Origin of the sequence: Streptomyces sp. So13.3 (assembly GCF_005860785.2) — a bacterium.
In the GTDB taxonomy this organism is placed as follows: Bacteria; Actinomycetota; Actinomycetes; order Streptomycetales; family Streptomycetaceae; genus Actinacidiphila; species Actinacidiphila fildesensis.
Genome location: NZ_CP048835.1, coordinates 402,951 through 426,251, shown reverse-complemented (window position 1 = coordinate 426,251; position 23,301 = coordinate 402,951). Strand labels below are relative to the sequence as shown.

The 23,301-nt window shown below is 69.1% G+C and carries 21 protein-coding genes and 2 pseudogenes; 11 read left to right on the top strand and 12 right to left on the bottom strand.

Features of this window, described 5'->3' with window-relative positions; all coding sequences use genetic code 11:
* Nucleotides 1–243: 243 nt before the first annotated feature.
* Nucleotides 244–1,263 (bottom strand): aldo/keto reductase, encoded by a 1,020-nt coding sequence (locus tag C8250_RS02020; RefSeq protein WP_138351816.1) that lies wholly within the window; start codon nucleotides 1,261–1,263, stop codon nucleotides 244–246.
* Between the two features lie 393 nt (nucleotides 1,264–1,656).
* Here C8250_RS02020 and C8250_RS02015 point away from each other — a divergent pair, with 393 nt between their 5' ends.
* The gene (locus tag C8250_RS02015; RefSeq protein ID WP_232485746.1) at nucleotides 1,657–2,061 is read left to right on the top strand and encodes a VOC family protein; all 405 of its coding nucleotides are present in this window, start codon (nucleotides 1,657–1,659) and stop codon (nucleotides 2,059–2,061) included.
* A gap of 134 nt (nucleotides 2,062–2,195) precedes the next feature.
* On the opposite strand, the gene C8250_RS02010 is transcribed toward C8250_RS02015, so the two are convergent.
* Complete coding sequence (locus tag C8250_RS02010; RefSeq protein WP_138351814.1) at nucleotides 2,196–2,561, bottom strand: hypothetical protein; 366 nt, start codon at nucleotides 2,559–2,561, stop codon at nucleotides 2,196–2,198.
* 304 nt (nucleotides 2,562–2,865) lie between these two features.
* Here C8250_RS02010 and C8250_RS02005 point away from each other — a divergent pair, with 304 nt between their 5' ends.
* The 3 genes and pseudogenes from C8250_RS02005 to C8250_RS01995 all read left to right on the top strand — a co-directional run.
* The gene (locus C8250_RS02005) at nucleotides 2,866–3,534 is read left to right on the top strand and encodes a Type 1 glutamine amidotransferase-like domain-containing protein (RefSeq protein WP_138351813.1); all 669 of its coding nucleotides are present in this window, start codon (nucleotides 2,866–2,868) and stop codon (nucleotides 3,532–3,534) included.
* Nucleotides 3,535–3,701: 167 nt separating this feature from the next.
* Nucleotides 3,702–3,944: pseudogene (locus C8250_RS02000) on the top strand (helix-turn-helix domain-containing protein); the annotation flags it as partial.
* 101 nt (nucleotides 3,945–4,045) lie between these two features.
* Nucleotides 4,046–4,483: pseudogene (locus tag C8250_RS01995) on the top strand (phosphotransferase); the annotation flags it as partial.
* Nucleotides 4,484–4,583: 100 nt separating this feature from the next.
* Here C8250_RS01995 and C8250_RS01990 read toward each other — a convergent pair.
* The 4 genes from C8250_RS01990 to C8250_RS01975 all read right to left on the bottom strand — a co-directional run bounded on the left by C8250_RS01990 (nucleotide 4,584) and on the right by C8250_RS01975 (nucleotide 7,712).
* Complete coding sequence (locus C8250_RS01990; RefSeq protein ID WP_187144698.1) at nucleotides 4,584–5,048, bottom strand: hypothetical protein; 465 nt, start codon at nucleotides 5,046–5,048, stop codon at nucleotides 4,584–4,586.
* A gap of 78 nt (nucleotides 5,049–5,126) precedes the next feature.
* Entirely contained in the window at nucleotides 5,127–5,975 is an 849-nt protein-coding gene (locus C8250_RS01985) for a class I SAM-dependent methyltransferase (protein ID WP_138351811.1), read from the bottom strand.
* A gap of 64 nt (nucleotides 5,976–6,039) precedes the next feature.
* Entirely contained in the window at nucleotides 6,040–6,858 is an 819-nt protein-coding gene (locus tag C8250_RS01980) for an LLM class flavin-dependent oxidoreductase (RefSeq protein WP_138351810.1), read from the bottom strand.
* Nucleotides 6,855–7,712, bottom strand: a complete 858-nt coding sequence (locus C8250_RS01975) for an alpha/beta hydrolase (protein WP_138351809.1) — start codon at nucleotides 7,710–7,712, stop codon at nucleotides 6,855–6,857. Before C8250_RS01975 ends, C8250_RS01980 begins: the two co-directional genes overlap by 4 nt.
* Before the next feature lie 96 nt (nucleotides 7,713–7,808).
* Between C8250_RS01975 and C8250_RS01970 the strand changes: the two genes are divergently transcribed.
* Complete coding sequence (locus C8250_RS01970) at nucleotides 7,809–8,705, top strand: LysR family transcriptional regulator (RefSeq protein WP_138351808.1); 897 nt, start codon at nucleotides 7,809–7,811, stop codon at nucleotides 8,703–8,705.
* A 17-nt stretch (nucleotides 8,706–8,722) separates the two neighbouring features.
* Here the strand turns inward: C8250_RS01970 and C8250_RS43235 are convergent, their stop codons facing one another.
* Nucleotides 8,723–8,998 (bottom strand): hypothetical protein, encoded by a 276-nt coding sequence (locus C8250_RS43235; protein WP_232485747.1) that lies wholly within the window; start codon nucleotides 8,996–8,998, stop codon nucleotides 8,723–8,725.
* Nucleotides 8,999–9,331: 333 nt separating this feature from the next.
* Here C8250_RS43235 and C8250_RS01960 point away from each other — a divergent pair, with 333 nt between their 5' ends.
* The 4 genes from C8250_RS01960 (at nucleotide 9,332) to C8250_RS01945 (ending at nucleotide 11,791) form a co-directional block, all read left to right on the top strand.
* Nucleotides 9,332–9,781 (top strand): SRPBCC domain-containing protein, encoded by a 450-nt coding sequence (locus C8250_RS01960; RefSeq protein ID WP_138351807.1) that lies wholly within the window; start codon nucleotides 9,332–9,334, stop codon nucleotides 9,779–9,781.
* Nucleotides 9,778–10,116, top strand: coding sequence for a helix-turn-helix domain-containing protein (locus C8250_RS01955; protein WP_138351806.1), 339 nt, complete (start codon nucleotides 9,778–9,780; stop codon nucleotides 10,114–10,116). The genes C8250_RS01960 and C8250_RS01955 overlap by 4 nt, the downstream gene beginning before the upstream one ends.
* Nucleotides 10,117–10,194: 78 nt before the next feature.
* Nucleotides 10,195–11,007 carry an SDR family oxidoreductase gene (locus tag C8250_RS01950; RefSeq protein WP_138351805.1) on the top strand — a complete coding sequence of 271 codons (813 nt, stop codon included), beginning with the start codon at nucleotides 10,195–10,197 and terminating at the stop codon, nucleotides 11,005–11,007.
* Nucleotides 11,008–11,137: 130 nt separating this feature from the next.
* Nucleotides 11,138–11,791, top strand: a complete 654-nt coding sequence (locus tag C8250_RS01945; protein WP_138351804.1) for a GNAT family N-acetyltransferase — start codon at nucleotides 11,138–11,140, stop codon at nucleotides 11,789–11,791.
* 85 nt (nucleotides 11,792–11,876) lie between these two features.
* Here C8250_RS01945 and C8250_RS01940 read toward each other — a convergent pair whose 3' ends face one another.
* The 5 genes from C8250_RS01940 to C8250_RS01920 form a co-directional block, all read right to left on the bottom strand.
* Nucleotides 11,877–12,251, bottom strand: a complete 375-nt coding sequence (locus tag C8250_RS01940) for a hypothetical protein (protein WP_187144697.1) — start codon at nucleotides 12,249–12,251, stop codon at nucleotides 11,877–11,879.
* A gap of 5 nt (nucleotides 12,252–12,256) precedes the next feature.
* Entirely contained in the window at nucleotides 12,257–13,000 is a 744-nt protein-coding gene (locus C8250_RS01935; RefSeq protein WP_138351802.1) for a hypothetical protein, read from the bottom strand.
* A gap of 30 nt (nucleotides 13,001–13,030) precedes the next feature.
* On the bottom strand, nucleotides 13,031–17,704 hold the full coding sequence (locus tag C8250_RS01930) for a DUF6531 domain-containing protein (protein WP_244808942.1): 4,674 nt from the start codon (nucleotides 17,702–17,704) through the stop codon (nucleotides 13,031–13,033).
* A 264-nt stretch (nucleotides 17,705–17,968) separates the two neighbouring features.
* Nucleotides 17,969–19,855, bottom strand: a complete 1,887-nt coding sequence (locus tag C8250_RS01925) for a copper resistance protein CopC (protein ID WP_244809777.1) — start codon at nucleotides 19,853–19,855, stop codon at nucleotides 17,969–17,971.
* A gap of 237 nt (nucleotides 19,856–20,092) precedes the next feature.
* Nucleotides 20,093–20,905: a uracil-DNA glycosylase family protein gene (locus C8250_RS01920; RefSeq protein ID WP_138351799.1), complete on the bottom strand. Its 813-nt coding sequence runs from the start codon at nucleotides 20,903–20,905 to the stop codon at nucleotides 20,093–20,095.
* A gap of 143 nt (nucleotides 20,906–21,048) precedes the next feature.
* On the opposite strand from C8250_RS01920, the gene C8250_RS01915 reads away from it, so the two are divergent.
* On the top strand, nucleotides 21,049–22,680 hold the full coding sequence (locus C8250_RS01915) for an amidohydrolase family protein (protein WP_138351798.1): 1,632 nt from the start codon (nucleotides 21,049–21,051) through the stop codon (nucleotides 22,678–22,680).
* 5 nt (nucleotides 22,681–22,685) lie between these two features.
* Nucleotides 22,686–23,072 carry a hypothetical protein gene (locus C8250_RS01910; RefSeq protein ID WP_138351797.1) on the top strand — a complete coding sequence of 129 codons (387 nt, stop codon included), beginning with the start codon at nucleotides 22,686–22,688 and terminating at the stop codon, nucleotides 23,070–23,072.
* Nucleotides 23,073–23,301 lie beyond the last annotated feature (229 nt).

Here is a 23,301-nt window from a genome sequence, read left to right as displayed (position 1 = left end):
CCGGCGGGTGGTGGCTCGGGGCTGCCCGTCAGCCGACCGCGGCCGTCCTTGGCTGTTCCCGGTGCGCCCGGGCCGTGGCCATCAGTTGAACGAGCGAAACCGGCGCGGGCGGCGGCGCTCAGCTTCGTTCACGAGCACCCCGCCGGCTGCCCCGGCCTCCTGGTACGCGCGGGCGGGGAACGCATCGGGCAGCACCGGTAGTCGGGATGCCTCAGGCGCCGCCCGCGAGAGTGGGCTCGGCGGTCAGCGGCGCCGCAGTGCCGGGTCGAGGAGCGCGGGCGGGGTGTCGTTCTTCTCGTGTGCGGCCAGGTCGGTGCCGGGGGCGACGACGGCATCGATGGCGTCGAGTACGTCGGCGGCGAGCACGGTGTCGGCGGCGGCGAGCTGCGAGCGCAGGTGGTCCAGGGTGCGGGGGCCGATCAGTGCGGTGGTCACGGCCGGATGCGCGGTCACGAATCCGAGTGCGAGCTGGATCAAGGTCAGGCCGGCCTCGTCGGCGACCTTGGCCAGCTGCTCGACGGCATCGAGCTTGGCCCGGTTGGCGGGTATGGCGGTGTCGAAGCGTTGCGGCATGAACGTGGAGCGGCTGGTGGTGATGTCCTTGCCCTCGCGGATCGCGCCGGACAGCCAGCCCGAGGCCAACGGACTCCACGCCAGCACCCCGAGCCCGTACTGCTCGGTCACGGGCAGCACGTGGGTCTCGATGCCGCGCTGCAGTATCGAGTAGCTGGGCTGTTCGGTGACGTAACGGCGCAGGTGGTACTCGCGAGCGGCCCACTGGGCCTGCACGATGCGGTACGCGGGAAACGTCGAGGAACCGAAGTAGCGGATCTTTCCCGCGCGCTGCAGATCGGTCAACGCCGACAGCGTCTCCTCGTCATCGGTGCTCGGGTCCCACCGGTGGATCTGGTAGAGATCGACGTGGTCGACACCGAGACGGCGCAGACTGTTGTCCAGCTCGGTGACCAGCCAGCGGCGCGAACTGCCCTGACGGTTGCGCTCGTCACCCATCGGCAGGCTCGCCTTCGTGGCCAGCACGATGTCGTCGCGACGGCCGGCAATGGCCTTGCCGACCAGCTCTTCCGACTCGCCGCCGCTGTACGCGTCGGCGGTGTCGATGACGTTGATCCCGCCCTCAAGGGCGGCGTCGACGATGGCGGTGACCTCGTCCTGGGTGGTGCGCCCGATCCTGCCGAAGTTCATCGCGCCGAGTGCGAGGGAGCTGACCTGCACACCGGTGCGGCCCAAAGTGCGGTACTGCATGACCGTGTTCCTCCATTGCGGGTGAAGCGTGGTGGCAATACAGGGCTTGGACGTCGGGCCGCTGCGGCCCCTGTGGCCTCCGCGGCCCCTGCTCCGACATCGTGAGCAAACGGAACCGCGTTCCGATTAACGATACGGAACGACGTTCCGCTTTGGCAAGCCGGCGGCCGGCCGAGGATGTGGCGCGGGGTACGGCGGCGACCGTGATGGGCGGCCGCTGGGCGCCCCACCGCAGTCGGGTCGCGTTCCTGCCGCGCACCCACGGACATGTGTCCGAGTGGCTCAACCCCGAGTGGCCGCGACGTGTGTCCGTGAGGCCGGCGTCAGCGGTGGGTCCTAGCCTCGTCCTCTAAGGACCAACGTCATCACCCGGAGGGCAGCACCATGGCCTCGATGCCGCAGAAGATCACCACCTTCCTCATGTTCGAAGGCAGGGCAGAGGAGGCGCTGACCCTCTACACGTCGCTGTTCGAGGACTCAGGCGTCGTCGACATCACCCGCTACGGGGCTGACGGCCCCGGTGAGGCGGGCACGGTTCAGCACGCCACGTTCTCGCTCGCCGGACAGCGGTTCATGTGCATCGACAGTTACGTCAAGCACGAATTCGGGTTCACCCCGGCGGTGTCGCTGTTCGTCAACTGCGACACCGAGGCCGAGCTCGACCGCCTCTACGCTGCCCTCGCCGACCAGGGCACGGAGCTCATGCCGCTGGGCTCGTACGGCTTCAGTACCAAGTTCGGCTGGGTGAACGACCGCTTCGGCGTCTCCTGGCAGCTGAATCTGCCCGAGGGGCAGTGACCTGGCGCGTGCTGTCCTCGTCAGGGGCGGGGCGGGTTGTCCTCGCCGTACAGCGCGACGAACTCATCGCGCGCCTCCGGCGGCGATGAGTTCGCCGTGCTGCAGCGGGACGGCCATCGACCTCTATGGCGTACTCACGCGCCCTCGTCGTCCGGGGAGTGGGGGATGTCGAGTCCGGCCACATCATGACCGAGCTGCTGCAACCCGCGGGTGACGAGGTCTGCCTCGTGCCAGAGCCGGGCGTACTCCTTCCGCAGGTCCTCGAGACCGGTCACGTACAGACCGCTGGGCTTGTCGCCGACCTGGTCCCAGGCCGCCTGGGCGGTCGCCTCGGCGATGTGTTCGTCGGTGGTCCCGGTGACCTGCCATCGGCTCAGCTGGTCCGCAGCGCCCGACGTGCCGACCGCCACCTGCCGATCCAGGTACCCGCTGACCGCCGTTCGGGCGGCGGCGAGCGCGTCCGGCGGTCCGTTCGCGGCGTTCTGCGACGGATGCGTCATGCCTCCAGAATATCGGTGATTGTCCAGTAGTGCCTGGGCGGCGGCGCCACCGCGGGCCGCTGAAGCAGGCCATCGAACGCGGTGTCCGCAAGGCCTGGCGGCCAGGACCGCGGGTGGTGGCGATCAGCGTGGGGACACCTGGTCATCGGCTGCACGCCGATCGCTGCGCGCGAGCACCGAAGCCCGGCGCCCGGCCAGCTCGTTCCCGGCGGCCGAGTGCCTGTTTCCGATGCCGTCATGCCAGGACAGTCATGGTGATCAAGAGTTCGTTGCGCGCGCCTGTCGGCCGTGGTTGGCTCGCCGGATGGAGCTTCTGTTGACGTCGAGCGGGCTGCGCAACGAGACACTGCAGGATGCGCTGCGGGACACACTGGGAAAGCCGTTCGGGTCGGCGAACGTCGCATACATTCCCACGGCGTCCCTCGCCGAGCCCGGGGACCACGGGTCGCTCGTTGCGGACATGAGCAGGCTGCACGGTCTCGGCTGGCGGGAGTTCGACGTCCTGGAGCTGAACGGCCTGCCCCGGCGGATGGTGCTCGACCGGCTGCTCCACGCCGACGTCATCTATGTCGAGGGCGGCAATCACTACCACCTCGCGCGCAGCATCACCAACAACGACCTGGCCGGCGGCTTCCTGGAGGTGCTGGAGAGTCGGGTGTATGTGGGAGTGAGTGCCGGATCGATGATCTTCAGCCGGAATCTCACCGAGCACTCCGCCGACGTGATCGGGGACGCTGCTGACCTCCATGTGCTCGGCGCGACGACCGTGGACCCGCCGTTCGGTCTCTTCGACTGGTACCTGAAGCCGCACCTGAACTCGCCGGATTTCCCGGAACGGGACGAGGCCTGGGCTGATCGCATCGCCGCGCGGGCGGACTTCCCGATCTACCTCATCGACGACGAGACGGCTGTTCGCGTCAGTGACGACAAGGTGGACGTCATCTCCGAAGGCCGGTGGCGGTTTCATCCGTGACCCAACGCTTGGTGCGGAGCCTGGGGCACGGGGTGGTACGGCGCTCAGCGCCTGATCCTGAATCCGGCATGCAAGGACCGCTCGCGGGCCTCACCACGTGGTCTGGATCAAGGAGAACTGAATCTGACGCGGCAACCGCCGGGCGGTGTTCGTGGGGCCGTGCATGGTCCGTCCGGGCACTGACCCGGCACTTCACCGAGCAGCTGGGCATCAGCCCCGGACGCTGGCTGCTGGACCGGCGGATCGCCGCCACCCGGGCCCTGCTGGAGGAGACCGACCTGCCGGTGGAGACCATCGCGCGCCGGGTCGGCCTTTCCTCGGCCGTCAACCTGCGCCGGCGCTTCCACGAGGCCCTGCGCACCACGCCTGCCGCCTACCGGCGCGCCTTCCGCGTGGACAATGCCGGGTAGGGGGCTTGTTCGGGGCGGCGGACCGTTCTGGCTCGCCGCCGGGCACGACTCGGGTTCGCCCGCAAGCCAGGCAGGCCGGTCCCCAACTACCGTTGCCCCTCATGACAGCCACCGAGATGGACATCAACGGGGAATTGATCCGGGATCTGCTGCGTGAGCAGCATCCGGACCTGGCGGATCGCCCCTTGAAGCTCGGAGCGCGAGGCTGGGACAACCAAGTGTGGCGGCTCGGCGACGACCTCGCCGTCCGATTGCCCTGGGCGACACAGTCCGCGGACGCGCTGCTGCGCAAGGAGCACGCTTGGCTGCCCATCCTCGCCCCGCACCTTCCCCTGCAGATTCCCGTCCCGCAGCGCCTCGGTGAGCCGTCCGAACGGTTTCCGCGGCCCTGGCTCGTCACGACCTGGGTGCCGGGCGAGCCTGCCGACCGCGCCCCCGCCCCGCGCGCCACGGAAGCGGCCGTCACCCTGGCCGCCTTCTTGACAGCCCTGCACCGACCGGCCCCCGACGGGGCGCCCGCGGGCCGAAACCGCGGGGGATGTCCTGATCGTCTTCGCCTTCGCCCAGCGGCACTTCGTGGAAGGGCTCGCGCAGACAGGACTGAAGGGATGAGAGGCGGGTGCGCGTCGCGCCGGCCCGTTACTCCAGGCGGCGTCTGATCGTGCGCATGAGGTCGACGGCTTGGTCCTCGGTGACGGTCTCTCCGGGAGTGGTGGATACGAAGCTGGTCAGGCGCAGGCAGTGGTCCTTGTACGGGCCGCCGACTCTCACGACCCCGTCGCTCGTGCCCTTGTAGGCATTGACATCCAGTTCGTCGGCTATGCGCGTGCCCGGTTCACCGCACTGGGCTCTGCTCTTGTTGACCTTGAGCCACACCACCCAGGTGCTGAGGGCTTGAGGCTGCCGCCAGTGGCATTCATAGCCGTAACTGCCCTCGATGACATCCGATTTTACCTTGGCGCCGATCGCCTGCTCGACCTCTGCGGTGGTCAGCAGGTCGCACGGGCTCGTCCAGGCCACCGACGCCGAGTCGGAGTCCCCGCCCCCGCAACCGGCCAGCACCACCATCATGGAAGCGGCCAGGACCGCCATCGCTCTTCGCATACTGGATTTTGGCATCGTCGCTGTTCCCATGCGGTGCTTTCGACAAGCCCCGTCCGGGACGGTGGTGCGTCGTGCTGGTCAGTGGCGGTGGGCTGTGATGATCCAGGCACGGGAGTCGAAGTACACGCCGTTGCCGGTGTCGTGGGCGGCGAGGGTGGCGCGTAGCCGCGTGCGTGCCTGCTCAGCGGTCGCGGCGTCGAGGTCGGCCAGCAGGTCCTGGAATTTCAGCAGGCGCAGCACATTGTCGAAGGCGGTGACGGTGTCCGGGCCGTAGTAGACAGGCTCGTGCACGTCGGTGAAGGTGACGTCCGTGAAGCCGGCCGCCGTCAGGATGTCTTCCGTGCTGCCCGGGTCGGCGAGGGAGAACGCGTCCCGACCGGGGGCGGGCGGGATGGGTGCGGCGGTTGCGGCAGTGAGACTTTGGCGGATCGCTGACGCCCATTCATTGCGGTCGCGGTCCTGCCAGACCAGCAGCACGAGGCGCGCTGCGGGACGCAGAGCGCGCCCGATATTGGTGAACGCGGCGACCGGGTCGGCGAAGAACATCGTTCCGAACCTGCTGATACAGAGGTCGAAATGCGTCAGTGGGAAGGGGTGAACCTGGGCGTCCGCCAGTTGGTAGCTGACGTTGGGCAGTGCCTGCTCGTCACTGAGCTGACGGGCCCGTTCGAGCATGGGTGCGGAGACATCGACGCCCAGCGCGCTTCCGGCGACGGCGGCGCGGGCCGCCTCGCGCGTGGTCTGGCCCGTGCCACAGCCGATGTCGAGCACTCGGTCGTGGGAGCCGACCCGGGCAGCGGCGCGGAAGCGCTCGTTGTACAGCCGCAACTCCGCGTCGTAGTCGAAGAGTTCGGTAGCTCCGGTCGCGTGCTCACCCGCGGCCGGCTCGGAGCTCGGCGGTGTCTGGGTTCCCTGCTGGTCGGACATCACGGTCACCGTATCCTCTCGATACCGATTTCGACATGTTGTCGGTCGTGCGGATGTCGATGTCTCAAGGCTCTACCGGGCCGTCGCGCAGTACGCCTCGCACCTGGTCCAGCGACACCGTTTCCGGTGGGAACTCCGTCAGCCACCAGGTGGCTCCCGCTGTGGCGTAGGGCGTCGGATCGGCGCCGGGTGGGAGGGCGACGGCGATGTCGTACGGGGTCGTCCGTCCCCGGCGGAGCCCGGTGACGGTGGCGACGATGTCGGCGAGCTGGTCCGGGTGTTCGAGATTGACCGGGAAGAAGCCGTCGTGCCCGGCTGCGCGGCGCAGCGGTTTGACGTTGCCGGGAAGCCCCGCCACCCACACCGGCACGCCGGGCCGCTGCACCGGCCGGGGGAGGAAGGAGATGCCGTCGACGGTGTAGTGCCGGCTGTGGTGGTGCACCGGCTTGCCGGACCATGCGGCGGTGAGGATCTCCAGGGACTCGTCGACCATCTGCCCCCGCCGGCGGTCGTCGAGTTCCTCGCCGGTCGCGCGGAGCTCGTCGGCGAAGCGGTCGCTGCCGAGACCGACGCCGAGGGTGAGGCGGCCGCCGCTGAGCCGGTCCAGCGTCGCGGTCTCCCTGGCGACCTTGGGCGGCCTGCGACGGGCTAGAGGTGTGACCATGGGGCCGAGCCGAAGGTCCTGGGTGGCGGTGGCGATGGCGGCCAGCGTGATCCACGGGTCGGCCACCCGCCGGATCGGCGCCCGCCAGCGCAGGTGGTCCCATACGAACACGCCGTGCCAGCCGGCCTCCTCCGCCTCGGCGGCGAGATGTGCGACCACCATCGGTTCGGCGAGATCGTCGAAGATCGGCAGCCAGAGGGCCGAACGCAACCGGGTCATGTCCGGCCGCCTGTGGTGTGCCGGATCAGAGCGGGTACGAACACGTCCCACAGCGGCATCGGGAGGTCGTGCCCCGCGCCTTCCAGGACCAGCAGCTGAGCGCCGGGAACCGTGTCGCGCAGCGCCTGCCCGTGGGGGAGTGGGAGGAACGGGTCATGGTCGCCGTGCACCACCAGAGTGGGCGCCTTGATGTCGGCGAAGCCGTGGGACGGCCCGTCGAAGGTCATCGCGTAGTGGTTGGTCAGGGTGGACGCGATGTTGCGTGTGCGGGTCACGTCCCGCTCGACCAGCGCACGCGTGGCGGTTTCGTCGAAATAGGGCGAGCCGCCCGAGTACGCCTTTGCCGAGGCGAAGACGAAGTCCACCACCGCGGCGTGATCGGCGGGGTCCGGGTCGGCGGGGGTGTTGTCGGTGAGCTCGGCCGACGGCGGTGGGAGGTGGTCGTCGCCCGTGGACGTGGAGACGAACGTCAGTGATGCGACCCGGTCGCAGTGGCCCACTCCGAGAATGAGCCCGATTCCGCCGGACATGGACCGGCACACGATGTGGGCGCGCTCGATGTTCAGGGCGTCCAGGATGCCGAGTGCGTCCCCGGCCAGGTCGGTGAACGTGTAGCCCGGGTGCCCGGGCGGGTAGCTGGTGGATCTGCCGGTGTCCCGGTTGTCGTAGCGGATCACGAACCGGTCGCCGTGTGCGAGCTGTTCGCACAGTTCGGCTTCCCACCAGAGCATGGAGGCGGCCGCACCATCGATGAGGAGGACCGCCGGGTTCGCGGGGTTTCCGAAGGTCTCGACGCACAGCTCGATATCGCTGATTTCGACGAGCTTCTCGCCGTGGGAAAGGTTGTGGGTCATGAACCCCACGCTAGGCCAGGCCATCCATCGCGAAAAGCGATAGAATCCGATCGAAGCAATCACGATCAGCGATGTCTATGAGCTCCGAGGGGCCCCGTGCCTGACGTCGAACTGCGGCATCTCACCACGCTGGCCGCCGTCGCTGACGAGGGCTCGTTCGGGCGGGCCGCCGCGCGGCTGGGGTACACCCAGTCGACGGTGAGTCAGCAGATCGCGGCGTTGGAGAAAGCCGTCGGCGGTGCCGTGTTCGACCGGCCCGGCGGGCCGAAACCGGTGCGGATCACCCCGCTCGGCGCCGTGGTGCTGGCACACGGACGCGAGTTGCTGGCGAAGGCCCAGTCGATGGCAGCGGCCGTGGACCGGTTCAAGGCCGGCGACGGCCGGGTCGACATCGGCACCTTCCAGAGCGTGTCCAACGTGATCCTGCCGCTGGTCGTCCGCCGGCTCCGGGACGAGCACCCCGGCTGCGACATCAGGCTGTTCGAGGAGGAGACCGACCGGCCACACGTCGGTGAACTCGACCTGATGTTCTTCGACGGCCGTGTCGACGGCGACGTCGAACACTTCAAATTGCTCGACGATCCCTACTTGCTGGTGGCACGCCGCGGCACTTTCCCCGACGGACCGGTGGATCCGGCCGGACTCGACGCCGCACCGATGGTGGCGCACCCACCGATCTGCGACCAGGCCCGGCTGGAGCAGGCGCTCGCACACCGCGGCGTACGGCCGCGGATCGTGTTCCGCACCGCCGGCAACGAAACCGTGCTGTCGATGGTGCGCGCCGGCATGGGTGTGGCGGTACTGCCGCAGCTCGCCGTCGGCGGTGCCGACGTCGGCTCCGATGAGTCGCTGTCCATCCACGAACTCCGGCCGGCGCTCCCGCCACGCGAGATCTTCCTGCTGTGGCAGGCGGATCGGACCCACTCCCCACTCGCGGCACGGGCGATCGAGATCGCCGTAGACGTCGTAGGCATGATCGCCGAGCGCGCGTGAGCAGGGAGGGGAGCCGGTCATGACTCGGTGTGTGACAGGGCCGCGGGTGGCGCAGTCGCCCCGCGATGCTTGATGTTGACGGGTGAGGCCTTGGCCAGTGCAACCGGGTTCAAGAAGCGCAGCGGACCGATCAGGCGGGATGCGAACAGATGCATGTGCCGGGGCGCCGATTCATCGCGCGCTGCCGCCGAGAACATCAGCCGCTCCATGGGATAGAACGGACGGGCCTTGGCGAAGTCGGCGGCCAGAAACTGGTGGCCGCGCAGCCGGCGCCGGTGCCTGCGCGCGTACATCGCGAGTGACCTGTCGAGGTGGTCCTGGCCGGCTGCGGCTGGGGCGACCGCCTCTGCCAGCCATAGCGCGGACTGCAGGGCCCACCCGCATCCCCACAGGGGATCGCCGGTCAGGACGGCGTCGCCGATGAACGCGACGCCCGGTGCGGTCGGCTTGCGGCTGTGCAGCGGGTAGTTGCCCGTCAGGTGCGTGGGCAGTTGTCAAGAGAGTCGTGGATCGGGTGATGTCGCCGCGGAGCGCACTCGCGCTCATTGCGCAACAAGAGGTTGCGGATGGCCGGTGCCGCCACTAGAGTCATGTGCAACCAATGGTTGCCTATCGGAGGGTCCGTGATGGAGTTCGGAAAGTTGGAGCGCGAGATCCGGATCGACGCGGCACCGGAGATCGTGTTCGATGTGGTGAGTCGTCCCGAGCACATCAAGATGTGGTGGTCCGATGACGCGTCGTTCGAGCCTGCGCCAGGAGCGGTCGGCGAACTGGTGTGGGGCGACCGTGCCGGGGTCGAAGCGATCACGGTGGTCGACGTGGATCCACCCCGCAGGTTCGCGTTCCGCTGGGTCGCTCCTGAGGGTCAGTTGCCCGATGCGGACAACTCTCTCCTGGTCACCTTCGAGCTCGAGCCCTCCGGAGACGGCACGGTCGTGCGCCTGACCGAGAGCGGCTGGCGGGAGAAGGGCTGGGAAGCCGCCGTGCTCGAGGAGTCCTTCCACGACCACGAGCGCGGCTGGGACCTGTTCCTGCCCAGGCTGCAGAGCTACGCCCCTTCCGCGGTGACGCAGTGACCGTCGCCGTCGACGACGAACTCTGGTCGGCGATCGGCGACCCGAGCAGGCGCCGCCTGCTCGACCTGCTGCTCGCGGAAGGAGTCGGTACGCCGACCAGCCTGAGCGAGCGTCTCCCGATCTCGCGCCAAGCGGTCACCAAGCACCTGGGCGTCCTCGATCGCGCAGGCCTCGTGCACGCGACACCGATGGGCCGCGAGCGGCGCTACGAGGTCGACGAGGCGCAGCTGGCCCGTGCCGTCCGGCAGCTGAATGAGGTCGGCAAGACGTGGGATGCGCGACTGAACCGCATCAAGCGCATCGCGGAAGAGATCCAGCGTCAGAGACGCGACTGACCGACAGGCCGCCGGAAGAGATCACACCGCGCTGCCTGCGTCATCATCCGGAAGAACCAGTCACCTGTGGAGGACACCATGAGTGGATTGCTGCTCGGCGACAAGAACGCCGTGATCTATGGAGGCGGGGGCGCCATCGGCGGCGCCGTCGCGCGGGTGTTCGCCCGGGAAGGCGCGAGGGTCTTCATCGCCGGGCGGACGCAGGCGAAGCTCGACGCCGTGGCGCGTGATATCGCCGCCACAGGTGGAAGGGTCGAGACCGCGCAGGTCGACGTTCTCGATCAACAGGCGGTCGAGAAGCACGCCGATGCGGTCGCGGCGACGGCCGGCACCATCGACATCGCCCTGAACGCCGTGAGTGTCATGCACGACCAGGGGACCTTGCTGGCGGACCTCTCGCTGGAAGAGTTCATGCGGCCGATCGATGGCTTTCTGCGGACGTTGTTCATCACCAGCAAGGCTGTGGCACGGCACATGGGCCGCGAGCGTCCTGGCGTCATCCTGACCCTGTCCGAGCCGGGTTCGAAACTGGCGGTGCGCGGCATCCTGGGGCACAGCGTGAGCGCGGCCGGCAAGGAGGCCTTCTCGCGGGTTCTGGCCGCGGAGCTGGCACCCGACAACATCCGGGTGATCTGCATCCGTCCACACGCTGTCGTCGATGCGCCGGCAGCCGGTTCCTACACCAAGGACCTCTTCAAGCAGACCGCGGCAGCGGCCGGGCAGTCGGTCCAGGAAATGCTCGAAGGCGGGGGGATGGTGCAGGGGACGCTTCTCAAGAGGCTGCCCACGCTCTCCCAAATCGCGGAGACAGCCGCGTTCCTGGCTTCGGATCGGGCTGGAGCCATGACCGGAACCATCGCCAATCTGTCCGCCGGCGCGCTGGTCGACTGAGGCCGCCATGTCCGGTGGCGATCGCTTGCGGTCCTCGGTCGGGCGACGTGCTCCTATGGTCAAATCCCACCCCTGTTGAGTAAGGTGCACTACGAACTAGCACCTATTACCCATCAGGGGGCGGGCGGCGATGCCGGACACCAGGATCAGTGAGCTCGTGCGGATGTGGATCAGCGGCTGGGTCGTCTCCCGCGGCAGCTCGGACCCGATCGACGAGCCGTGGGGGTGGACGATCGACGTCGGGCAGCCCCAGCACGTCGCCCGGCACGTGCTGCCGGAGCCCTCCGAAGCCGATGTGCGCAAGATCGTCGCCGCGACGAGCGCGCCCGGGACGTGGCTGAAGCTGTTCGCCGAGGAGCAGGCGGTCCTGCCCTGGGCCGGGCCGGGCTGGCGGTGCGACAGTCCCGGGTTTCTGATGACCTGCCACCTGGGACCGGAGCACCCTGAGGTGCCGGCCGGGTACACGCTCACCAGTTGGACCCGGGGTGGTGTCGGCCGAGTGCTGGTCCGCACGCCTGCCGGGCACTTCGCCGCCCGTGGACAGATCGCTCAGGCAGGCGCCCATGTCGTGGTCGACCAGGTCGAGACCGCCGCCGAGCACCGGCGCCAGGGGCTCGGCGGCCTGGTGATGCGCACGCTGCAGAGCACCGCGTACGAAGCCGGTGCAAGGACCGGCGTCCTGGTCGGTACGCCCGAGGGCCGGGCGCTCTACTCCTCGCTGGGCTGGACCATGCACTCCCCGATGACGAGCCTCTGCTACGAGCCGTCGGCTGCCGCTCGGTGAGATCGCTCTCCGGCCAGGCCTCGCCTTCGGAGAAGGCCCATGCCCGATGTGCCTGGAGCGGCTCTCCCTGAGGCGGTCCACGGTCTCAGGGCCGCTCCTCGGCGTTGCCGGCGGTGTCGGCACTGCCGAGGAGCGGTCTCCAGGGCAGGGCGTCGCGCCAGCGGCCGTCGTCGCGGGCCCAGCTCTTGACCACGTCGGCCACCACGTCATGGCCGTACATGTCGAACGGGGCGGCGACGTCGGCCTGGAAGTGGGCCTGGGGCCCGCCCTCGCGGTACTCGATCAGGCAGCTCAGGTCGTCGTTGAGGTGGACCTGGATGAAGTGTTCTCCCGGCAGTGGCGGATCGACGCGTTCGACGATGACGAATCGATGAAGCAGGTTCATCTCGCTGAGCAGGTCGTACAGCTGGTCCTCGTGGGGGTCGTCCCACGTGTCCCCGCTCCAGGTCCGCGCCCGCACCCGCGTCACGATCCGCTGCCCGCACCCGTCACGTTCTGCTCGGAGTACTTCAGCAATTCATCGATGGTGATCTCGCGCTTCCCAGAGGCCCCGGAAAGGGTCAGCGCTGTGTCCCACTCGGCCCGGGAGACCTCGCCGGCCGCGTTCTCCCATTCGACGTGACTGCCGGGCGCGTCTTCCAGCAGCGGCAGTTCGCGCAGCAGCCGGGACAGGGGTGCCAGAACGCGGTCGGGGCCCTTGCTGCCGCCCTGGGTGCGGGTGTTGGTGTAGCTCAGCTTCAGGAAGGGCACCTGCTCGCGCTCCAGCTTGGTGGGCTGCAGCATCTTCCTGAACCTTTCCCACGCCTCGTCCTCGGTCTCGGTCCCGGAGAATTCGTTCCGGTATCCGGGAAAGACCGCAAGCGTCGCCTGGTGGAGCTCGGGAAGCGCCTGGGAATGGTAGTCGTGCACGGCGGGACCCACCGCGACAATGGTGTCGAACTCCCAGCCGGGATACGAGAACCCCCCGACGGCGACCAGCGGCCGGTCCCCGGCGGCGAACTCCGCGCTGTGCTCACGGGCGAACTCCAGAACGGCGCGGGCCAGCCCCGCGTCGTACCGGCCCATGACATTCATCTGCAACGACCGGCTCTTGTCCGGGGTGAGGACAGCGTCGAAGTTGAACACCGCGCGCGACCAGTGCCAGGCGTCCGGCAGCCCCTCGACCGGTGTGGCGCCCGGGAGCGCGGACACCGTGGATGTGAGGTCCATCGTCTGTCTCCTTCTCGTTGTCCCGCCCCGTTAGGTGCAGGAGTAGTTCGGCCCCGTGTCCTGGCGGTAATTGTCCATTTGAGAGCCGCCGCGCGAGTTCTCGCTGCGGGTCATGGGCTCCAGGTTATCGACGTCGTTGTAGAAATCGGCGCGCGCGGCGCGGTCGGTGTTGAAGCCGGTCTCGTTGTAGTGGTCGACACACGGGTGCAGGTGTTCGTAGGTCAGGATCTTCGGGTCGCCGGGAATGGACTCACCGCGGGAGTTGAACCAGTCGAGTTCGCTGCGCGGGATCCGCTGGCCCTTGTTGGGCCCGTCCAGGTAGACCGGCGTGCCGCCCTGCGCGATGCCCTGCTCGGTCCATTTCGCGGTCATCGCGTCATGGGTGCTCTGGCGGTAGCTGCTCGGGAACTCGCTGTCGCGGTTGTGTCCGACCGACGGCGGGGAGTTCGGGTCGCGCATCCACAGCCCTCCAGGGCCGTTGATCGAGGCGAGTCCGAGCGGGTCGCAGAAGGTGAACGGGTTGGTGACGTAGGCGTAGTCGTTGGGGTCCGGGGACAGGCCGAGCGGGTCCGGGGAGAGGTAGCGGGCCGTATCCGGGTCGTAGTGCCGGAAGTAGTTGTAGTGCCAGCCGGTCTCCGGGTCGGCGTACTGCCCGGGGAAGCGCAGCGGGCAGTCCACCTCGGCGCCCTCGGAGGAGCCGGGGAGGGGCGTGCCCCAGGTGGTGGTGCGCAGCTGCCAGGCCAGCCGGCCGTCGGGTGAGACGAGTTCGGCCGGGGCACCGGACAGGTCGGTGACGATGGCGTGGAAACGGACGTCGGTCACGGAAGGGTCGGAACGGCCGGGTTCCCGGTCGAGCTGGGTCAGCGGCCGGTGGGTGCCGGAGGCGTAGTCCCAGGTGGTCGCGGCGCCCGTGCTGGTGATCTGCTCGGCCAGCCGGGTGCCGTCCCAGCTGAAGCGGGTCTCCTGCGCGACCGTGCCGTCCTCGGCGAGGCGCTGCTTGGCCGTGCGGCGGCCCGCCGGGTCGTAGTGATAGGCCCACCGGGTGCCGTCGGAGGTGACGGTGCCGGTCAGCCGGTCGTCGCTGTTCCAGGTGAAGGTGCTGGTACGGGTCTGTCCGTTCAGCAGCCGTGTGTGGCGGCGGATCAGCCGGCCCTGGGCGTCGTACTCGTAGGTGGTACGGCCCGACCGGCGCAGACGGTTGCCGGTGAACTCGCGGGTGGGATCCGGTGCGCCGGTCTCCGGATCGGTACCGGCGTGGGCGGGGGTGTCGGCGTGTGTGAGGTTTCCGGCGCTGTCGTAGGCGTAGGTCTCGGTCCACCCGTGGGCGTGCACCGCGGTGACGCGGCCCTCCGCGTCGAGGTCGAAGCGCCGGCTGCCGCTCGTCAGTTCCTGAATCCCGCCGAGGAAGCCGTCGGCGCGGTAGGCGTACTCACGCTGCTGCAGGATGGAGCCGGCGGCGCTCCCGCCGTGCGACACGGTCTGGGCGCTCAGCCGGCCACTGACGTCCCAGCTCTGGGTGAGCGAGAGATCGGGTCCCAGGGCGCGGGAGGTCTCCCGGTTCACCTCGTCGAAGTCGAAGTCGATCCGGTTGCCGTCGGTGTCCAGGGTCACGGGCCGGCCTGCGGCGTCGTACGTCCAGGTGGAGAGGGTGCCGGCCGGGGTGCGCCGCTGCGTGCGCCGTCCGAGGACGTCGTAGGCGTAGGTCGTCGTGCGGCCGTTGATGGTCTCCGAGAGCGTCTGTCCGAAGACGTCGTACTCGTGGTCCACGGTGGTGGTGGCATTGGCGGCGCGGAGCACGCCCCCGGCCGGGTCGTACGTGAAGGTGCTGGTCCCGTGGACCGAGTGCTCCTTCACCGGTCGTCCCAGGACGTCCCTGACGAAGGTGGTCGTCTCGCCCGCGCCGTTGGTCCGGGCGGTCAGCTGCCCGGTCGGGTCGGGCGTGTAGCGCAGGGTCCGGCCGGCGAAGTCCGTCTCCTGGACCAGCCGGCCCGCCGCGTCGTACTCGTAGTCCCAGGTCAGGCCGCGGGGATCGGTGACGGTGGCGAGCCGCGCCTCGGTGTCGTAGCCGAAGGTGTACCGCGTGCCGTCCGCGGTGGTGCGGGTGGCCGGGTGGTGGAAGTGGGTGAAGGTGTAGCGGGCCGTGTTCCCGATCCGGTCGGTGTGCGCGACCAGATTGCCCTCACCGTCCCACTCCCAGGTCTCCAGGGCGCCGTCCGGGGTCTCGCGCCAGGCGGGTTTGCTCTCGGTGGTCCAGCCGTAGCGTTCGACGCGCCCGAGGGCGTCGGAGACGGTGTGGACGCGGCCGAACGCGTCGCGTCGGGCGGTGGTGGTGTGGCCGAGCGGGTCGGTGAGCACGAGGGGCAGCCCGGCCGGGTCGGCGGTCACCCGCCGGGTGTGGCCCTGGGCATCGGTGGTCGAGGACGGGCAGCCCCGCTCGTCGTACGTGTAGCGCGTCGTGGCGCCGCCCGGGTCGACGACCGACAGCCGGTTGCCCCGCTCGTCGTATGTGTACCGCCAGGTCGCGCCGTCCACTTCGACGACCTCTACGGGCTGCGCCCGGTCGTTGAAGACGGCCCGCATGGTGTGTCCGTCGGGCCGGGTGAGGGAAGCGACGTTGCCGGCTTCGTCGTAGCCGTAGCTGACGGTGCGACCGAGGGCGTCGGTCACGGAGTCCAGGCGGTTGTCGGCGTTCCACTCGCGGATGGTGGTGTTGCCCTCGGCGTCCGTCCGGGCGGTGAGCTGACGCAGTTCGTTGTACCGGTAGGTGGTGGTGTGGCCCAGGGAGTCCGTGTACCGGTTGACGCGGTTCTCGGTGTCGTAGTCGATGACGCAGTCGAGGAAGCCGTCCGAGCCCGTACCGCGGACACAGCGGTCCGCGCTGTCGTACTCCCACCGGTACCAGCTGCCGTTGCGGTCGACGCGCTCGATGATCCGGCCGTCCGCGTCGTACGCGAGAAGTGCCGCGTGGCCCACCGCGTCGACGACGCGGGAGAGGTCACCGTTGACGTCGTAGGCGTAGCGGCGCAGGACGGTGCCCTCGGGGCCGTCATCGGTGTCGAGCAGACGCAGGGCGGTGATACGGCGCTCATGCGTCTCGACCGCGATCCGGTAGCCGCCGCTGTGCCGGACCTCGACGGGCGTGCCGTCCTCCAGCCGCTCGATGTCGATGCGGTGGCCGTTGCGGTCGGATATGGCACGCAGCGGCAGCGCCACCAGCCCGTTGAAGGCGCCGGGAGGCGGCTCGGCCAGGGTGAAGTGGCGGGTGTGGCCGGTCGCCGGATCGGTGATGCGTATCTCTCCGCCGGGGGTGCCGTCCCAGTGCAGCGGCCAGCGCGGGCCGTGGTGCGGCAGGACCGCCATGTCGGGGCGGGGCACGGAGTAGGCCAGCAGCATCCCGTCCTCGGCGGCGAGGACGAGCCCCTCGGCGTCGGCCTCCAGCCGCTGGTCGAGGGTGGAGGTCCATGACGGGCCGAACCAGACTCCGGAGCGGTACGACGAGATGTGGGTGCGCTCGATGACGAGCTGGAGCAGGCCGGGCAGCTCCACGTCCGTCTCGGAGAGGAGCATTTCACCGGAGACCATGTCGATCGGGTCGCCGCCCTTGCAGCGGCCCTCCATCGGCTTGCCCGCGCCGATTTCATCCTTGGCGCCCTTGCGCAGGGAGTTGTAGGCGTCCCGCAGGCCCTGGCCGCCCTTGCGGAGGCTGTTGGCGACGTTCTCCAGGGCCTTGCCGCTCTTGAGGAGCGCGGGCAGGTTCTTGGCCATCTTGGCGAGGCCGCCGAGGGTGGTCAGGCCCTTGAAGCCGGGGATGCAGTCCATCGCAGCGAAGAGCACGTCCCAGAGGCCGGCTTTGCCCTGCGCGTATTTGATGAGGGTGTCGGCGAGCACCACGAGGGCTGCGGCCAGCACGATCCAGGCGAGCGGCCCGCCGATGATCATCACGATGATGCCGAGGACGGCGACGATCACCTTGCAGACGGCGACGATCTCGTCCCAGTGGTCGGCGACCCAGTCGACCGCCTTCTCCCACCAGTGCTTGTTCTTGATGCCGGCGTCCGAGGCCTCGTGCAGGGCGTGTTCAGCGGTGCTTGCGGCGGTGTCCCGCAGATGGGCTGCCTGCGCGGCGAGTTCTTTCGCCGCGTCCAGGCGCTGCTGGGCGTCGTGGACGGCGGTGTTCGCGGACTTCTGGGCGTTGGAGGCGTCCAGAGCGTTACGGGTGGCGGTGCGGACCTCTTCTGCGGACGGCGGTTCCACGCCCGGCTTGGGGTCGGCCTGGTACTCCTTGGACTTGTCGCCGGCCCGCTTCACCCAGTCATTGGCGTTGGTCTGGGTGGCTTTGGCGGCATCGAGGTCCTGGCGGGCAGCACGACCTTGCGAGAGGGCCCGGTCGGCGTCGGCCTGTGCGGTCTCCAGCTTCGGCCAGTACGTCTCCAACGCCCCGGACGCCAGCCGGTAGGACTTCTCCAGTTTGTCCAGTTCGCCGGGCAGGTCGCCGAACTGCTCGCGATACGCGTCGGCTGCCAGGCCGGCCCAGTCCTGCACCGCGTTGTTACCGCTCAGCCCGCGGACGGACCGTAGGGCCGAGGACACGTCGTCGGCGAAGTCGCCCAGTTTGCGGGCGAGTTCCTTCACCTCGTACGGGTCCCCGGGGACCGGATCCCGGTCCAGGTCCAGCACATGCCAATCCGTCGGACGATTCGCCACTTTGTGCCCCCGTGCATCCATCACCGCCGAACGTTCGACGTTTTGCTTGAGCTTGACCTTATCGACATTCGGGTGGCGGAGGCACATCCGGAAGCGAAGCCTCCACCCGACCCCCACGTCCGAGGGTCCGGAAGGTGCGGTTGACGGTCAGGAAGACTGCCGGGGGCAGCAGTTCGGTTCCCGGTCCGGCGCGCCGGTGGGCATCGAGGCGCACGTCGGCCGCAGGGAAGGCCGCGGACGGGAGAGGAACCGCGCGGGCTGCCGTCATTCCTGCGGAGCTTGGTCCGGCGCGATGTTCACGTCTTTCGTCGTGGTGATCTGATCGATCTCCGAGGTTCGTACCGTGACATTCATCGTCCAACTGCCCGCCATGGGGAGCTTGACGCTCTCCGTGCCCCAGTAACCCCCACGGTTGACGATCTTGGAATCCAGCGGGCCGATACTCTGTTTGCGCAGCGTGAAGGTGATGCGTAGTTCTGGGACGGTTGCGATGCCGCCGTCCCCGGCGAAAATGACCGCCTGCAGCGTGTTGTCACCTACGCGCGCGGGTTCAAGGGTCACTTGTACCTGTCCACGCCCGCCGTGGGTGCCCATGTCGAAGGGGACCAGCACGGTGGCAATGCCCGGGACGGTTGTCGAGGCGGCTTCGGCGGACTGCTCGATGGTTGCTCGACCGGGTTGCGTTCCGGTGAGGGCGGTGGAGATCGCCAATACCGCGATGCCTATGGCAACTTCCGTTCCGACCGTGCGGAGCAGTCGGCGACGTGGGCTGGGAGAGGCAGCCGGCTCAGTGGGATCCGGGCCGGAGCCGACGGCGGGAGGGTCGTCGTCCGGTGCCGGGAGCGAGCGGCTGCCGCCTGCCTCGTGTGACACACCGACCAGTGCGCTCACATGGGCGGACGCTCTGCCCGCCAGGACACGCGGTTCACTGGAATCGCGGATCAGCTCGCCTGTCCACTTGCGGGAATAGGTCGCGGCGGCCAGCAGCCCGAGAACGACAAGGGTCTTGAGGGTCAGCCATCGTCCGTAGGACGTGCCGGTGAGGGCATCCCATGAGCCGAGCTGACGCCAGGACTGGTAGATGCCGGTGCCGAGGAGAGCCACGACCGAGGCGAACGCGATGCGTGAGAACCGGGAAATGGCAGTGACTGGTAGTGAAGAGTCCTGGGACGAGCGTCGGAGGGCGATGAACAATGCGGCCAGACCCCCCGTCCACAGGGCCATGGCCAGGAGGTGGACCATCGCGACCGGGATCGCCAACGGCACTTGAATGCCCACAGAGGCGTGTTCCGCTGCCGCCCAGGTCAGCGCGAGGGCGAGCGCCAGAACGACGCCTGTCACGATCAGAGTCCGGTGTCCTGCCCGCTCCGGCCACCAACCGGCCGTGGCGTTCTCTTTCCCGGGTGGGTCCCGAACCGGCGTGTGGCTCAGCGTCCTTGTGGTCAGGAAGAGGAAGATGCCCGCTACGGTGAGAAGCGCGATTCTCCCACCCAGCGCCGCGCCGGGCCTGGTGTCCAGGGTCCGACGCACCGCGGCGAGCTCGAAGCCGGAGCCAGGACTGCTGCCGGTTTCATACGGGCCGCGCAGGATGAGCATGGCCAGCGTCGAGACGAACAGGACGCACCAGCCGGCGACCGCGAGCCGTTGCAGCCGACGCTGCCCTGCGCCGGCCGGCCAGCACACCAGCACGAAGGCCGTTGCACCGACAAGCAGCGAAAACCCTAGGTAGGCAACGTATCTGCCGAGGTCGTAGAGACGCCCCGCGGCTGTGTCGCCGGCCGACGACCGGGGCACGATCGCCGACGTCGCCGAAGGCTCGCCGACCGAGAAGGTGAAGGCGCCGGAGATCGGGTGGCTGTCGGCGGACACGACGCGCCACGCGACCGTGAACGTACCCCTGGGCATGTTCCCGCGGAGCGTGGTCTGCACGGTGCCGGACTTCCCCGCGGCATGCCTGGGCCGTCCCTCGTTGACGCGCCGACCGCCAGGGTCGAGCACCCGGACGGAGTCATCGGAGACCGTGACTCCCTCGGTGAAGGTGAGGGTGACGACCGTCGGTGCTCTCTTGACGATGGCACCGTCCGCCGGGTCGCTCCCACGGAGTACCGCGTGCGAGGCGGCAGAGCCGGCCCCGCCGAGCAGGACCCCCACAGCGACGCACAACAACAGGAGGATGCGCCCCAGGCTTCTACCTCGCGTTGTCCTCTCATCGCGAAGCCGTGCCCGTACCGACCGCACGGGGCGAGCGGCAACACACTGCGCGGAGACACAGAGGGAGACACAGAGGGAGACAACTGCGGCGAGGAGCATGCCAAGGAGTACGCACTCCGGCCCTCATCTGCTCAGTAAGCCGAAGGAGGAGTGTCCTGCGGTCACTCAGGGTCCGCGTCAGAAAGGTCTGAGGTCCTCCGGGATCCGCACGGTGATCGTGGCGCGCTTCTCGGCGGAAGTGGCCCCCTTTCGGGCGGCCCATGGCTCGTCGGAGCGCATCCACGCGGGCAGACCCGGCGGCAGGTCGGCTTCGGGGATGGTGGCGAGGTCCGCGGCTGTCAGGATGCTGCCGTAGCGGACCAACGGTCGGTCGGTGTCGGCGGTGACCGTGCCGTGGAGGGCGTCGAGCGCCGTGTTCCAGCTGGTGAGGAGCTTGGTCATCGCCTCGACCGGGTCGGCGCCGGACGCGGCGGCGCTGTCGGGGTAGGTGGGGTGGAGCACGTGCTGGTAGGCGCCGGTGAAGGCGGCGCCTGCCGGGGTCTTGCGCCAGGTGTGGAAGGCGGTGTCGGCGAGGCTGCCCAGCGCGATGACGGCCTGGATCGGGTTGTGCCCCGTCAGGGCGTCGAGCCAGGCGTGCCGGTGGAGGGCGATGTCCGGGTCGGTGGCGTGCGCGTTGCCGGCGTGCTGGCCGTACACGCTGTACAGATAGGTGTTGATCATGACGTAGCTGGTGTCGATGCCGAGCTTGCCCAGGAAGCCCTGGAAGCGGCGGCCGGCGGTGCCGACGAGGATGCGGCGGGCGATGGCTTCGTGGGCGGCGGGGTCCTGGCCGAGGACCAGGACGCGGGCGGTGCCGTCGAGCCGTCCACGGTGGAAGATCGGGCCCCACTCGATGCGGAAGTCCTCGGCCGGATAGACCTCCGGGCCCGGGTAGGAGCGCGCCAGGGTCGCATAGGGCTCGAGGGCGTAGCCCGGGTCGAATTCATGCACGTGGGGCTCCTACTCCAGGTGGGCGAATGGATATGCCAAATGGTGACATATCGGTAGGCGCACGGCATTCTGGAAGAGGGCCATGGTATTGGCCCGAACGCTTCGACGGTCGTCCCTTGTGGGCGCAGCGAAGGGACGCACCTATGCCGCCCCCAGCCAACGCCCCGGACACCTCACCGTTCGCACTGCGCGGGCGGCTTGTCACCCTCGACCCGCACAACACCGTCGTCGCCGATGGTGTTCTGTACATCAGGGACAGCGTGATAGAGGCGGTGCAGCCTGCCGGGGCGCCCGCACCGCCGGGGTTCGAGGACATCGGTCCGGTCGTCAGCGGCGGCACGATATACCCCGGTCTGATCGAACTGCACAACCATCTGCCCTACGACGTTCTGCAGTTGTGGCCGGTGCCCAAGAAGTACAGCAACCGGTCGCAGTGGGGCGGTAGCCGGAACCCCGACTACCACCGCCTGGTGACCGGACCGATGACGGTGCTCGGCGAGGATCCCCGGCTGATGCCCGCCGTGGTGCGGTACGTCGAGGCCAAGGCCCTGGTCAACGGGACGACGACGAGTCAGGGCATCGCTCTGTTCAGCAACGCCGGGGCGCGCCGGATGTATCGGGGGATCGTTCGCAACGTCGAGCAGACCGACGACCCCGCGCTGCCGGAGGCCGGCTCCCGGATAGCCGATGTCGAGGCGGTGGACGCGGCCCGGTTCCTGGCCCGGCTGCGGCAGCCGCACCGGCTCCTGCTGCATCTGGCCGAGGGCACCGACGCTGCCGCGCGTGCGCACTTCCAGGCTCTGGAGTTCCAGCCGGGCCAATGGGCCATCACGGAGAACCTGGTCGGCATCCACTGCACCGCGCTGACGGGCGAAGACTTCCGGATACTCGCCGACCACGGCGGCTCGATGGTGTGGTCGCCGCTGTCCAACCTGCTGCTGTACGGGAAGACCGCCGACATCGCGGCCGCCAAACAGGCCGGCGTTCTCATCGGACTGGGCTCGGACTGGGCCATCTCCGGAAGCAAAGGCCTGCTCGGTGAACTCAAAGCCGCCCGTCTGGCATCCGACGCGGCTGGGGGAGTGTTCTCCGACCGCGAACTGGTCGCCATGGCCACCCGGGACGCGGCCACGATTCTGCAGTGGGACCAAACCCTCGGCTCGCTGCGGCCCGGCATGCGCGCCGACCTGCTCACCATCTCCGGCGCTGCCGGCGATCCCTACGGATCCCTGATCGACGCCGGTGACGAGGACATCCGCCTCGTCACCATCGACGGCGTCGCCCGCTACGGCACCCGCCGGCTCATGACGGCCCTGGCTCCCGGGGCGCCGCTGGAAGACACGGCCACGGGCGCCCCCGCCGATCATGTACTCAACCTCCAGCAGGATTCCGCCGACCCGATCGTCGCCGGGGTGACGCTGGCCGAGGCCACCAGCCGGCTCTCCCACGCGCTGCACGACCTGCCGGCGCTGGCAGCACGAGCCGCGCAGCCGCGGGTGACGGCCCGGCCCGACGGCGACCTGCACTGGCAGCTCGCACTCGACGAGATACGACCCACCGGCGCGGAGCTGCGCCCACGCCTGGCACTGCGCGGCAACGGCGGGCAGCCGACGGGGCCGCAGATCGCAACACGCCTTGCGCGGCAGGACGGGCTCGTCCCGCTGTCCCTCGACGGCTTGACCGCCTCGTCCGACACCGCCTTCCTCGCCCTCCTCGCCGACGAGGCCAACCTGCCCGACCACTTCGGAGCCCAGCTCTCCGACCTCCTGACCTGACGGACTTGAACGACTCGGCCCGGACTCCGTTCCTCGGATGCGAAGCGCCGGCGGTACCCGGCGGATACCTCAGTTGGCGGGAACCGGTCACCGACCACTGGTGGCAGCAGGTCTGGTTCGACACCGCCAAGCCCCAGTTCCGCGACCTCGGAAAGCTGACCGCCCGCGCGGGCAGCCTGCGCTCCGCCATCGATTCCCGCACCAAGACGGCGCTACGCATCGCCGACAGCGGTCCGCAGTCCGACCGCTTCACCTCAGCACAGACCCTGACCGCGCTGGTCAAGAAGTCCACCACCTCACGCGCCGACGCCTGGCGGACCCAGATTCAGGGTCTCCAGTCAGGTCAGACCCTGGAAGGCACCTGGGAAGGCGGAGCCAAGGACCATGGGTGAGGGGAGAGCGGACCCCAAAGGCCCCAAGGACCCGAAGGGCCGTAAGAATCCCGAGAGTTCGGAGGGCTCCGTGGGCTCCGAGGACAGCAAGGCGCGCGCGGATCGGATCCATGCGCTGATCGAACGGTCCAAAGCCGGTCGGACACCAGAGGAACCGCCGGAAGACGAAGAGCCTCGTGCAGCCAACCCGCGCGAGGCGATTCACCGCCGCATGCGCGAACTTGACGCC

Bases quoted from the DNA above. Each gene is read 5' to 3' on its own strand.
- C8250_RS01915 (WP_138351798.1), top strand. From the start codon at position 21,049: ATGCCGCCCCCAGCCAACGCCCCGGACACCTCACCGTTCGCACTGCGC.
- C8250_RS43235 (WP_232485747.1), bottom strand. From the start codon at position 8,998: ATGTACGCGCGCAGGCACCGGCGCCGGCTGCGCGGCCACCAGTTTCTG.
- C8250_RS01935 (WP_138351802.1), bottom strand. From the start codon at position 13,000: ATGGACCTCACATCCACGGTGTCCGCGCTCCCGGGCGCCACACCGGTC.
- C8250_RS02010 (WP_138351814.1), bottom strand. From the start codon at position 2,561: ATGACGCATCCGTCGCAGAACGCCGCGAACGGACCGCCGGACGCGCTC.
- C8250_RS01945 (WP_138351804.1), top strand. From the start codon at position 11,138: ATGCCGGACACCAGGATCAGTGAGCTCGTGCGGATGTGGATCAGCGGC.
- C8250_RS01950 (WP_138351805.1), top strand. From the start codon at position 10,195: ATGAGTGGATTGCTGCTCGGCGACAAGAACGCCGTGATCTATGGAGGC.
- C8250_RS02015 (WP_232485746.1), top strand. From the start codon at position 1,657: ATGCCGCAGAAGATCACCACCTTCCTCATGTTCGAAGGCAGGGCAGAG.
- C8250_RS02005 (WP_138351813.1), top strand. From the start codon at position 2,866: ATGGAGCTTCTGTTGACGTCGAGCGGGCTGCGCAACGAGACACTGCAG.
- C8250_RS01975 (WP_138351809.1), bottom strand. From the start codon at position 7,712: ATGACCCACAACCTTTCCCACGGCGAGAAGCTCGTCGAAATCAGCGAT.
- C8250_RS01960 (WP_138351807.1), top strand. From the start codon at position 9,332: ATGGAGTTCGGAAAGTTGGAGCGCGAGATCCGGATCGACGCGGCACCG.
- C8250_RS01990 (WP_187144698.1), bottom strand. From the start codon at position 5,048: ATGCGAAGAGCGATGGCGGTCCTGGCCGCTTCCATGATGGTGGTGCTG.
- C8250_RS02020 (WP_138351816.1), bottom strand. From the start codon at position 1,263: ATGCAGTACCGCACTTTGGGCCGCACCGGTGTGCAGGTCAGCTCCCTC.
- C8250_RS01985 (WP_138351811.1), bottom strand. From the start codon at position 5,975: ATGTCCGACCAGCAGGGAACCCAGACACCGCCGAGCTCCGAGCCGGCC.
- C8250_RS01980 (WP_138351810.1), bottom strand. From the start codon at position 6,858: ATGACCCGGTTGCGTTCGGCCCTCTGGCTGCCGATCTTCGACGATCTC.